Below are 12562 nucleotides of genomic sequence, written 5' to 3'. Positions count from 1 at the left end.
CGGATCGTCCCTGCGGGCGACCGCTGCTCAGGCGCGGAAGCTTCCGTAGCCGAGGTTCCGTGTGAGTGCGTTGACGAACTCCGCGCTCTTTGCGGTCTTGTCGGCTCCCCAGCCGTGCTCGTCCTGGAATCCGTCGAACTGCTCGCGCAGTGCGGTCCAGAGGGACTCCAGGCGGACCGGCGTGGGAAACACCTCTTCCCGTGCCGCGTTGCTGAGGGCGTCCGGCCGGGTGAAGACACGTCCCACCAGGTCGACGGCCCCGAGCATGGCCAGGTGGAAGTGGAGGTTGGTGTACTCGGAGCGGGAGATGGGCTGGGGCCGCGACTGGAGGAAGTCGTCGACCTGGCGCTGTGTCCTGGCCAGCCACAGGTAGACGGGGAGCCCGGTCTTCTCGGAGAAGACCCGCTGGTAGTCCGAGTCCGACTTGAGCAGGCTCGACGGCCGGGCACGGGCGTAGTCGGGACGGCCGAGGGCCATGGCCATGACGGACTGGGCGAGCAGGGGGATGCTGATGATCCGGTCGGCCGGCTTGCCCTGGTTGCGGTAGAAGTTCTTGCGCCGGTCGTAGAACCAGCCGTGCTCGTGGAAGTACGTCTCGATCTGCCGCTGGATGTCGTCCGTGGCCCGCAGGGAGGCGACGGGGACGGTGGTCTGGCGGTTGGTGGCACGGATGACGGCGTCGCGGGCGGCCTGGTCCGCGGTGACGAGGATGCGGACCTGCACCAGCCGGTTGAATACGGGTTCGGCCGGGTCGGCAGCGTGCCGCGCGGACAGCGTCTGGTGGAGGGTGTAGGAGGTCTGCAGGCCGTTGACGATCTGGACGTCGGAGAGGCTCAGCCGTTTGCCCACCGACGTGGCCTGGGAGCAGACGATGGTGATGCCGTTGTTCAGCCACCAGAACTCCGGTGCCGCGGGGTCCCGCAAGGACTGGGTGATCTCCCGGTTCACCTCGACGTCGCCCTGGTAGTCCCGCACGTTCCAGTCGAAGATGTGCGACTTGATCAGGCCGTTGTCGTCGCTGAGGAAGTCGATGTAGTCCCGGAGCGCCACCAGGGCGATGTGACTGGTGCCGTGCGTGATGCTCTCCTGGTAAGGGAGTTCCAGGGTGTACGAGGGCCGGGTGCTGGCGCGGTTCCAGAGTTCCGCGGGGCCCAGGAACTCCACCTCGCCCTGGGAGATCGCGAAGGCCTTGTCGAAGCGGTCCTCCAGGATCTTCGCCTTCGCCTGCACCTTGGGATGCACCTCGCCCGCTTCGCCGCGCGTGACGTAGGAGAACTTGATCAGCACGGTCGGGTGGCGGGTGATGAGCCGGCTCAGGGCGTCCTTGAACAGCCGGAACCCGGCGATCAGGTCGGCGGAGTAGAGGACCGCGAAGTCGGCGTCGTCCGCCTGGAGGTCGAGCAGGTTCTTGCAGGTCGCCTCGACCTTGTCCAGGGCCGTCTCCGAGAAGGCGGAGGAGGTCTTGGCCTGGACGAGCCAGAGGGTCAACCGGGTGCCGGTGTCGATCTGCGCGGCGGCGGAGGGCTGCTGCAGGACGTCGCTGTCCTCGTGCAGCAGCCGCCCGCCCAGGAACACGTAGGCACCGTCGATGCCGCCGTCGTCCGAGCCGCCGATGACCCCGGCCTCGACCTCCTCCTCGGAGAGGCCGAAGCCGTGCAGCGCATGCTCGCAGGCGAACCTCTCGAAGGCCGCGTCGAAGGACAGCGCCACGGAACGCGAGTTCCGCTTCTCTTCGATCATCTGGTTGATCAACACACGGTCGTTGGCGCTCATATGTCCTTGCTCGGTGGGTTCGACGGCAAACGGTCTGTCAGCCTAGATCGAACTGCAGCTTCAACAAGGCGGAATCCAGCCGAACTGTGCGGCCGTCCGGGAGCGTTTCCAGCACCTGCACCCCGTCGAAATTGAGGAGCTGGCGAAGGATGGCGGCGAAGCCGTCAGCCCGGGTCGCCGGGTAGTCGACCCGCTGCGCGAGAGCGGTCACCGGGAGGGTGCCGGCGTCGAGCAGGGCGCGGACTGCGCGGTCGAGTTTGTCCTTCGGGGGTTTACGGGCGAGGAGCTCCAGCTGGCTCTTGAACGCTTCGGCGGCGAAGAGCGCCTCCACGAGTGCGTCGTCGGGGGACACCAGGACCTGCTCGACGAGCGTCTGGGAGTCCCCGCCCGCCGGGACGATCGCCACGTCGAACAACGAGTCGTGACTCTGGGCCAGTTCGGCCTGGGCCTTCGTCGGACGCTGCCGGACGGGGCGCGCAGGGGTGGGCACCGCTTCGGCGGCGGGCGCGGTCGGTCGGGGAGCCGAGCCGCCGGTCTCCCACCATGCCGGACTGCGGTTGCCGAGCTCCCGCCACCCGGCGGGCGGCTCGGCGCCGAAGGGCAGGAAGGCGAGCACGGGGACGGCGAACTCGGCCAGGGACGCGCCGCCGTGGTAGCCGGCCTTGCGCGCCGTGTACCGGGAGTCGGCGTCCCAGAGGGCGACGACGGAGCCACCGGGCTCGGGTGCGACCACGCGCGGGCCCGAGAGCACCACCTCGGCCGACGCGGTCTGTCCACCCGGTGCCCGATGGCGGGCGGACAGCGGTGATGCGGCCTCGGCCGTGACCCCGTGACGGTCGACCACATGGCCGTGGTCGCTGGTCAGGATGACCGCCATGCCCTCGGTCGCGGCCACCCTGAACAGTTCCGGGAGCCCCGGGATGTGCGCGGCCTGCCAGGATCCGTCGCCGAGCTTCTGCTCCTTGGCCAGGCGGTCGTCGATCGCGTTCAGGACGACCGCCACATGTGTCCGGCCGTCCGTCAAGGCATCGGTCAGCTCCGGCCCGAAGGCGTGACCGGCGCTGTCCGCACGGAGGTCGTCCTTGTGGAAGACCGCGGCCGGTGCCCCGCCCCACCGCTTGAACAGCTCGGGGAACAGCTGTTTCTCGTCCTTCTGCGTGCCCTGGAGCAGCCGCCCCGCGAAGAGAGAGGTCCGGCACACCGCGGTGACCGTGGGCAGGACCGCCGCGACGGCGCGCCGACGCGGATCCCCTTCGTCGAGAGGGTCGAACTCGGCCCAGGAGGAACGCAGCTCCTCGCCGAGTTCGGTGGCGATGGGGGCGCTCATCCCGTCCAGCACCAGCAGCAGGACACGGCGACCGGTGCCACCCTGGACGACCGGCTTCACCACGCGGTCGAGGAAAGTCTCCAGCGTCAGCATGGAGTTCGGCGGGGTGCCCGCGGCGGTCCAGGCGGCCAGCAGACCGGCGAAGTCGCGGTCGATCTCCTTGCGCACGCCGCGGATCCGCTCCGCGAGCCTGTCGTACGCCGCTCTCAGCTCCGGGTCGGCGTCGCCGCCCGCCTCGACGTGCTCGACCGCCCGATCCACCCAGCCGGTCTCGGTGAGGTGCCGCTCTATGGCGGCCGCCACCGTCTCCGAGCCGGGAGCGGGCTCGCCGGCCAGCCACTGGGCGAGGCGGAGGGCCATCCGCGTCCGCTCGATCCGGGCGAGGGTGTGCGGGTCCTCGGCCCGCACATGGCCGTTCAGCGAGCCGATCGCCACTGCGACGGCCTGTACGTCGCCCCGCGCAAAGGCCCGGCCGACGGCCGTGAAGGCCTCGTCGAGGCCGGCCGGGAGAACCGGGCTCCTGCGCGCGGCGGCTTCGGCTCCGAACTGGCGGACCAGCGCGGAGGCCCTGTCCAGGACGGTGTCGAGGGTTCGCCGCACTTCCCGCGCCTCCTCCACCTGGGCGCCGCCGCGGGAGCGCGCCGCTACGGCGAGCCCGGAGACGTACTCCTCGGCAGCCCGTCCGAAGGCGGCGGCCAGGACGTCGAACTGCTCCCCGGCGGCCGGGGGCTGCTCCCCGAACCAGCGCTCGGCACGGCCGCGGGCCTGGTAGACGCCCGCGTCCGGGACCGCATGGACCCATAGGGCCGCGCACACCAGACCGAAAGCCACCGCATCGGTACCGTGGTCGGCCAGGACCAGTGCGAGTAGGGCCCGGCCGGGCAGCCCCGCCTGGTCCTCCTCGGCGAGGAATTCCACCAGCCCCGACCGCTCGGGGCCGCGCAGCTCCAGCAGCCGCTCCGGCCCACTCGGCAGCAGCGACCAGCCCAGCAGCGTGTGCATGTCCAGTTCGTCGCTCGCGGCAGGACCGCCCGCTCCGGCCGGCGCCTCAGGACCATACCGGCCGAGCCGGAGCCGCCGCAGCGCCAGCGACGACAGCGCGGAGCGCCGCGACAGCATCCCGCCGGCCAGGGCGGGCCAGCCACCGGGCGGTGTGGCGTCCAGCAGGGCCTCGGCCGCCCAATTGTCGGCCCGTAGCCGGCCGTCCACGTCCTGTGCGCCGAACGCGTCGCGGACCACGTCCCAGCTGTCCACCGCGTCGATGCGCCTCTTGTGGGTGCGCGCCAGAATCGCCGGGTCGAGCTCGTGCTGCTCGCGGTCGGTCAGTACGACCAGTACGGCCGGACCGGCCGCCTGCCCGGTGAGCTGGCCGAGGACCAGCTCGTGGACGGCGAGCGGGGACGGCGCGGCCACGATCCGCGCCGTCCGGCCCTCCCCCCAGGCCGGTTCGGCCGGCCCGTCCCAGTGCGGTGCGGAGCGCAGCAGCACCACCCGTCGCCTGCCGTCGCCCTTGAGGGAGCCGGCGAGCGAGCTCTGGGAGGAGAGGTACTGCGTGATCGTCGCCAGGTTCAGCCGGACGGCGACGGAACCGGAGGTTGCCGTGCTCATCCTTCGACGACCCGCCATGTGATCTCTACGGTGGCGCCCGGCTCGCGGGCGGCCAGCTCGGCCAGCGCAGACTGCAGTTCCGCCACTGCACGGGCCGCCGTGGTGCGGCGGGCACCGGAAGTGCCCGGCCGCCCGATGATGCTGCTTGCCGAACCCGTCGAGGGGGCGTCCACCGGGACGGGAGGGTGGCTGCTCCGCGTGTCCAGCGACACGTAGTCGGCCCGAGGATCCCGCGCCACCGGCTGGGGTGCGGGGGCCGGGGTGGCGGCGGCCTGGTTCCGCTTGATCAGGGCGAGGACCTTGTCCGTGGTGCGTGCCAGCGCGGTGACCAAGCCGTCCGGGATCTGGGGCTCGGCCGCGACGTTGCGCAGGGAGTCCAGCAGTTCTTCCCCCTCGGGTCCCTGGCCGGAGGCGAGGTCGAGGGTGGTCCAGGACGCCGAGACGAGGGCCCGCGACACGGCGCTCGCCTGCTTCAACGAATTCCCGAGCCGCTCCCCGCTGACCGGCCCGAAGTCGAAGCCGGCCAGGGCCTCGACGGTCCGCTTCGCCCCGGTGGCGCCGGGACCGGAGGTCCGGTCGAGGGCCTTGAGCAGGTCGACGGCCCGGCGCGCGACGGCGAGGCGTCCGGTCTCGACGGTCTCGTCGAGCCGGAGGAAACCGGCGTGCTTCTGCAGCTGCTCCACCAGCTCGTCCTGCGGACCCTGGAAGGCCCGCACCTGGGAGGTGATCTCGCGGGCCAACTGGTTGACCATCCGCCCGCGCCGCAGCGTCGGAGCCTTCTGCCCGAATACCGTCGCGAAGCGTTGGCGGGCCGCCTCCCAGTCCTCCTCCGAGGGGAGCGGCTGACTGCGCAGGGCGTCGCGTTCCTTGATCTGGGCGAGTTCCGGAGCGGGGTCGAGGGGAGTGCCTTCGCGCACCCAGACCCGGTCGTCCATCTCGGCGAACGCGGCGACCACCAACCGGGCCAGGAAGTCGGGCAGGCCGCGCGGCGCGGGCTTGTCCGTCCAGTCCGTGAGGGTGATCAGGCTGAGGTCGCCGGTCACACCCTGCTCGCGGGCCAGGCGGCGGAAGTGGTCCGCCCAGAACTGGGACAGCTCGAAGTACGCCTCCTTCTGCTGCCCGAGCCGGAGCGGGCCGACGAGCCGCCGCATCAGCGCGCGGTCCGCCGCCGGGACTTCGGTGCGTCCGTCCCGGGCCTCGGCCGCGGCACGGACGTGTGTGAACACCTTGCGGGCGTCGGCCGGCTTGACCGCGGTCCCGGTGTTATCGGGGTCGAGGTCGGGGTGGTCGGGGAACTGGGTGGCGAGGAGGCGGCCGGCGATGTGCCGGATGCCGTCGCGCAGCGACTGGCCGAAGGAGAGGGTCAGCCCTTCGACCTCGCGGAGCGAGGCCAGGTGGTCGTCGAAGCCGAGCTCGACATCGCCGGCCTTCTTGTCGGCCAGGCCGTACGCCTGCTTGAAGGCGGCCTTGATCTTCGTCAACAGGGATTCCCGCTGGGTCTCCAGCAGGCCCTTGGCGCGGGCACGGTTGTCGGCGTTCAGGTGCCCGGCGTACTGGCTGTCGAACCTCTGGTCGTCGGCGAGGGCCTTGTCGATGACGACGAGCCGCCGGAAGTCGGCGTACCGCTGGTGCGAGAGGTGCGTGGGCAGCCAGGCCACCGTGCGCGAGGGCTCACCCTGCTTCTCGCGCAGCCTGCGCATCCGGTCCCGGTCCTCGACCGGCCCGTACTCGGTCTCGTCGAAGGGGAGGTCGATCACGATCCGCCAGAGGCCGTCCTGGCGGGGCATCAGGTCGTGGTCGGGCAGCTCGTCCTCGTCGGCCACGTTGCCGAAGACGACCTCGGCGGAGCGGTCCGTTCCGCGCCAGACGAAGGACATCTCGTCGACGAACTGGCCCTGGCTGACGATGCCGAGCTCCTGGGAGAGGATCCGCCGCGCCAGAGCGGTGCGGTTGCCGGGGTTGTCGTTGACGTTGGCGTTGGCGATGACCGAGTCGACATCGACGCCGGAAAGCTCCAGCCGCACGCCCCGGTTGGCCTCGCTGCCGGTCTCCACGATCTCCGGGAACCGGGCCGCCCACTCCGAGACCTTGTTCTGCAAGATGCCGTACTCACGGCCCGGGATAGGGGCGACCACAGAGCCGTAGTTGAGGGCGGACAGCCGCCGGATGGTGAGGTCCGCGAGGGCGGGAACGCTCGGCGCGAGCGCGGACAGCAACAGGGTGCCCACGATCCGGTTATCGCCGACGAACAGCTTGATCCGGGCGCGCAGGCCCTGGTCGGTGAGGCTGTCGGGCCGGTGGGTGTACTGCTCGACCTCCTCCTCGGTCACGTTGTGCGTGCCCAAGAGGTACGGGCGCAGTTTCGTCCGGTAGAGCTTGTCCGCGGCCTCGAAGACCACCTTGAGGCTGTCGGTGAAGGGCTTGTCGCCGCCCGCCGTGATCAGCGGGTAGAGGTCACCGACCGGGATCAGGTCGCCGAGCCGCAGCTCGTCCCGGTGGTCGGCGAGCAGCTGGCCCATCAGCTTCATGCCGGTCCGGTTGCGCTGGAGCGCGGAGGAGACGTGCACCAGTGTGTCCATGAACGCCGGCGAGAAGGGGTACGTAAGCCGGAAGCTCTCCTCGTCGGCCCCGACGCCGTCGGCGCCGCGGTCCGAGCCGAGCAGGGTGTCCCACACCTCCTGGCGGACCTTGCGAGTTTTCTCGAATTCGGCGCGGATCAGCGCGGCGGCCTCGTCGTCCTTCGGTCGCAGCAGGCGCGCGTGGGCCACCTGGGGGAGGTTGCGGTCCTCCAGCGTGATCTTGTCGAACCGGCCGGAGGCCAGGTTCAGGGTGTCCTGAATGGAGGACTCGGCCGCACCGGACACCTCCTCGCCGACCAGCTCGCGCAGATCGCGCTGGCGGGCGATGAAGGAGACCACCGGGATCGCGCGGCGGGCGTCCCCGCCCTCCACGAAGTTGGTGATCTTGCTGGCTTCCTTGGCGACGAACTTCTGGTCGTGGATGAGCGTCGCAAGCCAGAGGATCAGCTCGTCCAGGAACAGGATCAGACCGTCGTAGCCGAGGCCCTTGGCGTGCTCGGCGATGACGGAGAGACCGGCATCCAGCGAGATGAACCCGTGCTCGTCCTCGGCGGCGTTCTTCGCGAAACCGGGCAGGAGGTTGGTGCTCGCGTCCTGGACGAGGCGCGCCCGCAGCTCGGCAGGGGTCGCGGGGCTGACCAGGTTGAGCCCCTGGGCGGCCTCGTGGACCTCCGCGGCGGCCAGCGCCGTGTCCAGCAGCGCGGGCGTCCAGGCGAAGGACTCGCCCCACTCGTCGTCCTCGTCCGAGCCGGAGGCGCCCTCGGCTGCCAGCCCGGCGATGACGGCGCTGTCGCCCATCCGGCTGCGCATGGCGCGGATGTCGTCGAACAGCGCGTCCGTCCGGTACACCTGCGGGGTCTCGGCCTGCGGGTGCAGTCGCTTCACATGGGTGACGTACCCGCCGAGGACGCGCTGCTCCAGGGCCTTCGCCCCGAGCATGTGGTACGGCACGAGCAGGAAGCGCTTGCCGTCCGCCCCGAGCCACTCGTGCTTGGTCAGTACGGGGTCGAAGTCGCCCTTGGCGCGGGCGGCCGGGCTGCCGCTGAGCAGGGCGTGCAGGACGGCCATGAAGTGCGACTTACCGGAACCGAAGGAGCCGTGCAGATAGGCCGCCTTGGAGGTGTGCCCGTCCAGGGCGGCCTTGATCAGCCCGAGTGCCTCGTCGAAGTTCTCCAGCAGCCGTTCGGTGACCACGTAGTCCTTCAGCGCCCGCTCGGCGCCCTCGGGGGAGGTGGCCTCCGAGAGCTGCAGGACGAAGTCCGAGGTCGAGATGGACTCCTTGATGTCGATCACATCGCGGAGGAGGGGCGGCTGCTGGGCCATGTACGGGCTCACTCTCCGGGAAATCGGTCGTCGCGCTGCTCACCCGATCGTATGGGGTGGGTCGGACATCGCGGGACCGATATCGCCAGAGACGATCACACCTGGGCGGCCGGGATCAGCTCGCGGAGCTTCTCCCGGGTCTCGGTGTCGGTGGAGTAGATCACGGTGCCGATCATGCCCCGGGTGAGCAGCACCTTGTAGGTGTTGCGGATCAGCGGGCCGATCTCGTCGTCGGTCGCCTTCCTGAGCTCCGAATCCTTCGAGGCGGTACGGTCCACCACCCAGCTGTCGGTACGCCAGACCAGGTCCGGCCCGATGATCACGCCGGACCAGTCGTACTCGAAGCCCTGCGCGGTGTAGACGCAGCCGACCTGCCCGAACCCGGCCTCCTCGGTGGCCCACAGCGCGCGTGGTGGCGCCCCGAACAGGGATCGGTCACCGGGCACGTTCCACGGCTTGGCCCAGTTGCCGATCACGACGTCGGCGGGCAGCTCCGTCATCTCCGGGGTGATCTTCTTGGTCCACGGCCAGCAGTAGCCGGCTGCCATGCGAGCACCGTACTTCTCGGCCTTGCGGGCGGTCAGGAAGTCCTCCAGCTCCTGCGGACTGTCCACGGTCAGCAGCTGCACCTTGTCGTCCGGCTCCCAGACGACGGGCCCGTCACCTTCCAGCCCGAGCAGGTGGGTCACCCAGCGCAGGTACGCCTCGCTGCCGCCGCACCGGAACTGGCTGTCGAGGTTCACGACCGTGCAGTCCAGGCCCTGAGCCTTCGCGGCCTGCTCGATCTCCGCGACCGTACCCATCTCCCCGGGCCGCACCACCTGGTGCTGGTCCAGCAGGAAGACGGGCACCCGGGCGGCGTCGATCAGCTCCGCGACCTGGGGGCGCCCGGTGCGCAGCGCGGCCCGGGTGTAGCGATTGGCGGAGGTCAGGCGGATGCGATGGGCCTCGTCGCAGATCAGGACATCGAGGTCGTTCGGCTCTGCCTCCATGAAGCTGTTGAAGTACTTGAACAGCCTCTGCACCTCGGTCTTCCGAGCTCCCGCGACCTTCCGCATGGTCTCGGTGAAAGAGGAGGACCCGGTCGCGTGGAGGGCGGCCACTCCCCGGCGGTACAGCTCGCCGAGGAGCGACAGGGCGATCACGCTCTTTCCGGAGCCCGGCCCGCCGGCGACGATGATCACCTGCTTGTGGTTCGCCCGCTGGGCCTTGCGGACCGCCGACATCACCAGCTCGTAGGCGACCTTCTGCTCGTCGAGCAGGACGAACTGCTCGCGGTTGCGGACCTCGTCGGCCGCCACCTTCATCAGCTGCTTCGACGGCCGCACCTTGCCGTGCAGCAGGATCTCGGCGGCCTCGCCGCCGGGCTTCGGGGCGAGCCGAGAGCGAAGGTAGGTCTGGAAGGAACTGCGCTGGTCCTGGGTGAACAGCCGCCCGTGCAGGTCCTCGGGCACCTCGCGCAGCCACCGGACGTCGGAGTCCTTGGCGTTGTGCAGGTAGGCCACCCCGGCGACCGACTCGGGGGTGTGCTCCACCGCGCCGTTGAAGGACACCAGGTAGTCGCAGTAGGCGCGGACCTGCTCGATGGGGTTCAGCTGGGGATCGGCGTACGCGTCGACCCGGCACAGCCGCGGGTCGCCGTCCTCCTGGTACGTCCTGCTCCACTGCTTGAGTTCCACGATGACGTAGGAGGGCTCACCGGTGGCCGGGTGCACGCCGGCCAGTATCACGTCGGCGCGCTTGCTGGTGAGCGGCAGTGAGTACTCGATCAGCATCTCGACGTCGCCGAGACCGGCCTCGATCAGGGTGTTCGCGAGGACGGGGAGGCTGCGCTCCCAGGACTGGATCTCCGAGGGGTGCGGGCGGTGGCCCCGGGCGTGCAGGAAGTTCTCGGCCAGCATCAGCGCGAGCGCCCCTTCCGCGACCGAACCGCCGAAGAAGCGGGCGGCCACGGATGCCACGGATTCACGGAACAGCAAGACTTGCCCCCAGGCAGCACGAAGTGACTCGTGCGGGTGGGGGCATGTCCTGGTCGGTGTCCGCCCCGCGCCTGCGCGCGTGCGGTCAGGAAGCTCGTCGGGCCGCTGAGATTGGTCCGGCCATGGTAGGGCAGGCCGTGATCACCCGACCGCTCCGGGCAGGCCTGGCCTGGACGTCTGGCTCAAATCGATCTCCGGCTGCGGGCGTTCACCTCGGCGAGGCAGGCTCGCAGCCGCTCCCGGTGGCTCACCGGCTCCAGATCGGCCGCCTCGGCGGTCCACTGCGGGCCGGAGGTGAGCGGGCGGAGCCGGACGCCGTCGTGGGCGTCGTCGCGGCCGGTGACGACACCGACCCGGCCGCGTCGACGGTCCCGTACGGCGTCGCCGGGCCGGAGGCGCACGGGTGGCGGGTCTGTCACCCGGCGGCGCCCTTGGCGATGACGGTGGCGAGGGCGTGGGCGACGGGCGCGGAGCAGACCCCCAGGTGCACGAGCGCGTACCGGACCTCGTCGGCGCGCTCCTCGGGCCAGGGGGTACGGACGTCCATGGCGGGGAGCTGGATTCCGGCCCGGGAGAGGGCGGCGGCGAGTGCGTCGCGCGCGGCGAGGGCTTCTGTGACCTTGGCGCGGGCTGCGCGTGCGGCGTGTGCGGTGTTCGTGGTCCGGCGGTGTGGCGTGGTTGCCATGAGGGCTCCTGTCGTGGGGAGTTCCGGTCGAGGGGGTTTCCGTCGTTCGCCTGACCCGGGTCGGCACGTCGGATTACCGTGCGTAGTGCGGGCATGACGAGCATGTCTCCGGAACCGGCCCGCCACGCCGTGGGGCTGTTGTGCTTCGCCGCAGGTGATCAGTGGTTCCACACCTTCCACGCCAGCACCGTCCTCGGAGGGGAGCGCGATGCCGCAGCGACGCGTCATCACAGGCCGCAGCCAGGAACCACGCCAGCGGTTCGCGGAGGAACTGCGGATACTCCGGACGGGGAGCGGTGCGAGTCTGCGGCAGCTGGGGGAGCGGCTGGGGTGGGACTGGTCGCTGTTCGGGAAGATGGAGAAGGGCGAGACCCTGGGCGGCCCGGAGGTGGTCCAGGCACTGGACCAGCACTACGGGACGCCGGGGCTGCTGCTCGCGCTGTGGGAGGTCGCGGCGGGCGACCAGCGGCAGTTCCGCGAGCAGTACCGGCGCTACATGGCGCTGGAGGCGGAGGCGGTGAGCCTGTGGCATTTCGCGGTGAGTGTGCTGCCGGGGTTGTTGCAGACGCAGGGGTACGCGCGGGAGCTCCTGACGGCGGGCGGGATGGCGGAGCCGGAGCTCACGCAGCAGGTTGAGGCGCGGATGTCCCGGCGGGAGGTGTTGGAGGGGAAGGATGCGCCGCCGTTCCGGACGATCCTCTCGGAGGCGGTACTGCGCTCTGGCTTGGCGAACGAAGAGGAGTGGCGCAGCCAGCTTGAGTGGCTGGTGGACCTCTCCGATCGGCCTTGCCTGACGATTCACGTATTGCCGTTGAAGGTCGGGCCACATGGGTTGGTGAGCACCGACGTCATGTTCCTGCGGCTGCCCGATGCCCGTACCGTGGCATACGCGGAGAGCGCCCATCGTGGTGAACTCATCGAGGAAAACGCATCGGTCGAGCGTCTGCAACGCGCCTACGATGCGGTTCGCGACATGGCGCTTTCCCCGCCCGCGTCGCGGAAGTTCATCCTGCGCATGTTGGAGGAAGTGCCGTGCGATCCATCGACCTGAGTGCCGCTACATGGCGCAAGAGCAGTTACAGCAACCCGGACGGTGGCCAGTGCGTCGAGGTCTCGGATGACTTCGCTGCCGTTGTGCCGGTGCGCGACAGCAAGATCCCGCATGGTCCAGTGCTGGTGTTCCCGGCAGAGCAGTGGGCTTCGTTCGTCGCGGCGCTCCGGGCCGACGAGCTGACCGTCTGAGAACGACCGAACGGCCTCCTGTGATCGAGGGATCACGGGAAGCCGT

Annotated in this window: 8 protein-coding genes; 2 read left to right on the top strand and 6 right to left on the bottom strand. The window is 70.4% G+C overall.

Annotated features, from left to right (window positions below):
• Window positions 1-27: 27 nt before the first annotated feature.
• The 6 genes from ACIBAD_RS14280 to ACIBAD_RS14255 all read right to left on the bottom strand — a co-directional run bounded on the left by ACIBAD_RS14280 (window position 28) and on the right by ACIBAD_RS14255 (window position 11274).
• Window positions 28-1773, bottom strand: coding sequence for an AIPR family protein (locus ACIBAD_RS14280; RefSeq protein ID WP_398906720.1), 1746 nt, complete (start codon window positions 1771-1773; stop codon window positions 28-30).
• Between the two features lie 37 nt (window positions 1774-1810).
• Window positions 1811-4708 carry a BREX-2 system phosphatase PglZ gene (pglZ, locus tag ACIBAD_RS14275; protein ID WP_398906718.1) on the bottom strand — a complete coding sequence of 966 codons (2898 nt, stop codon included), beginning with the start codon at window positions 4706-4708 and terminating at the stop codon, window positions 1811-1813.
• Window positions 4705-8610, bottom strand: coding sequence for a phage resistance protein (locus tag ACIBAD_RS14270; RefSeq protein WP_398906716.1), 3906 nt, complete (start codon window positions 8608-8610; stop codon window positions 4705-4707). Before ACIBAD_RS14270 ends, pglZ begins: the two co-directional genes overlap by 4 nt.
• A gap of 95 nt (window positions 8611-8705) precedes the next feature.
• Window positions 8706-10589, bottom strand: coding sequence for a DNA/RNA helicase domain-containing protein (locus ACIBAD_RS14265; protein WP_398906714.1), 1884 nt, complete (start codon window positions 10587-10589; stop codon window positions 8706-8708).
• Between the two features lie 182 nt (window positions 10590-10771).
• Window positions 10772-10990, bottom strand: a complete 219-nt coding sequence (locus tag ACIBAD_RS14260; RefSeq protein WP_150527864.1) for a hypothetical protein — start codon at window positions 10988-10990, stop codon at window positions 10772-10774.
• Window positions 10991-11004: 14 nt separating this feature from the next.
• Window positions 11005-11274, bottom strand: a complete 270-nt coding sequence (locus tag ACIBAD_RS14255; protein WP_398906711.1) for a hypothetical protein — start codon at window positions 11272-11274, stop codon at window positions 11005-11007.
• Window positions 11275-11482: 208 nt separating this feature from the next.
• Here ACIBAD_RS14255 and ACIBAD_RS14250 point away from each other — a divergent pair, with 208 nt between their 5' ends.
• Window positions 11483-12325, top strand: coding sequence for a helix-turn-helix domain-containing protein (locus ACIBAD_RS14250; protein ID WP_398906709.1), 843 nt, complete (start codon window positions 11483-11485; stop codon window positions 12323-12325).
• A complete protein-coding gene (locus ACIBAD_RS14245) occupies window positions 12307-12516 on the top strand; it encodes a DUF397 domain-containing protein (RefSeq protein WP_398906707.1) in 210 nt (69 codons plus the stop codon). The genes ACIBAD_RS14250 and ACIBAD_RS14245 overlap by 19 nt, the downstream gene beginning before the upstream one ends.
• Window positions 12517-12562: the final 46 nt, after the last annotated feature.

The organism is Streptomyces sp. NPDC051109, from assembly GCF_044455885.1.
Classification (GTDB): domain Bacteria; phylum Actinomycetota; class Actinomycetes; order Streptomycetales; family Streptomycetaceae; genus Streptomyces.
Note: the sequence above shows the minus strand (reverse complement) of the source record. Positions and strands in the feature narration are given on the sequence as shown.

Excerpts from the sequence above, each read along its gene's own strand:
- ACIBAD_RS14280 (WP_398906720.1), bottom strand. The coding sequence starts at position 1,773 with ATGAGCGCCAACGACCGTGTGTTGATCAACCAGATGATCGAAGAGAAG.
- pglZ (WP_398906718.1), bottom strand. The coding sequence starts at position 4,708 with ATGAGCACGGCAACCTCCGGTTCCGTCGCCGTCCGGCTGAACCTGGCG.
- ACIBAD_RS14270 (WP_398906716.1), bottom strand. The coding sequence starts at position 8,610 with ATGGCCCAGCAGCCGCCCCTCCTCCGCGATGTGATCGACATCAAGGAG.
- ACIBAD_RS14255 (WP_398906711.1), bottom strand. The coding sequence starts at position 11,274 with ATGGCAACCACGCCACACCGCCGGACCACGAACACCGCACACGCCGCA.
- ACIBAD_RS14250 (WP_398906709.1), top strand. The coding sequence starts at position 11,483 with ATGCCGCAGCGACGCGTCATCACAGGCCGCAGCCAGGAACCACGCCAG.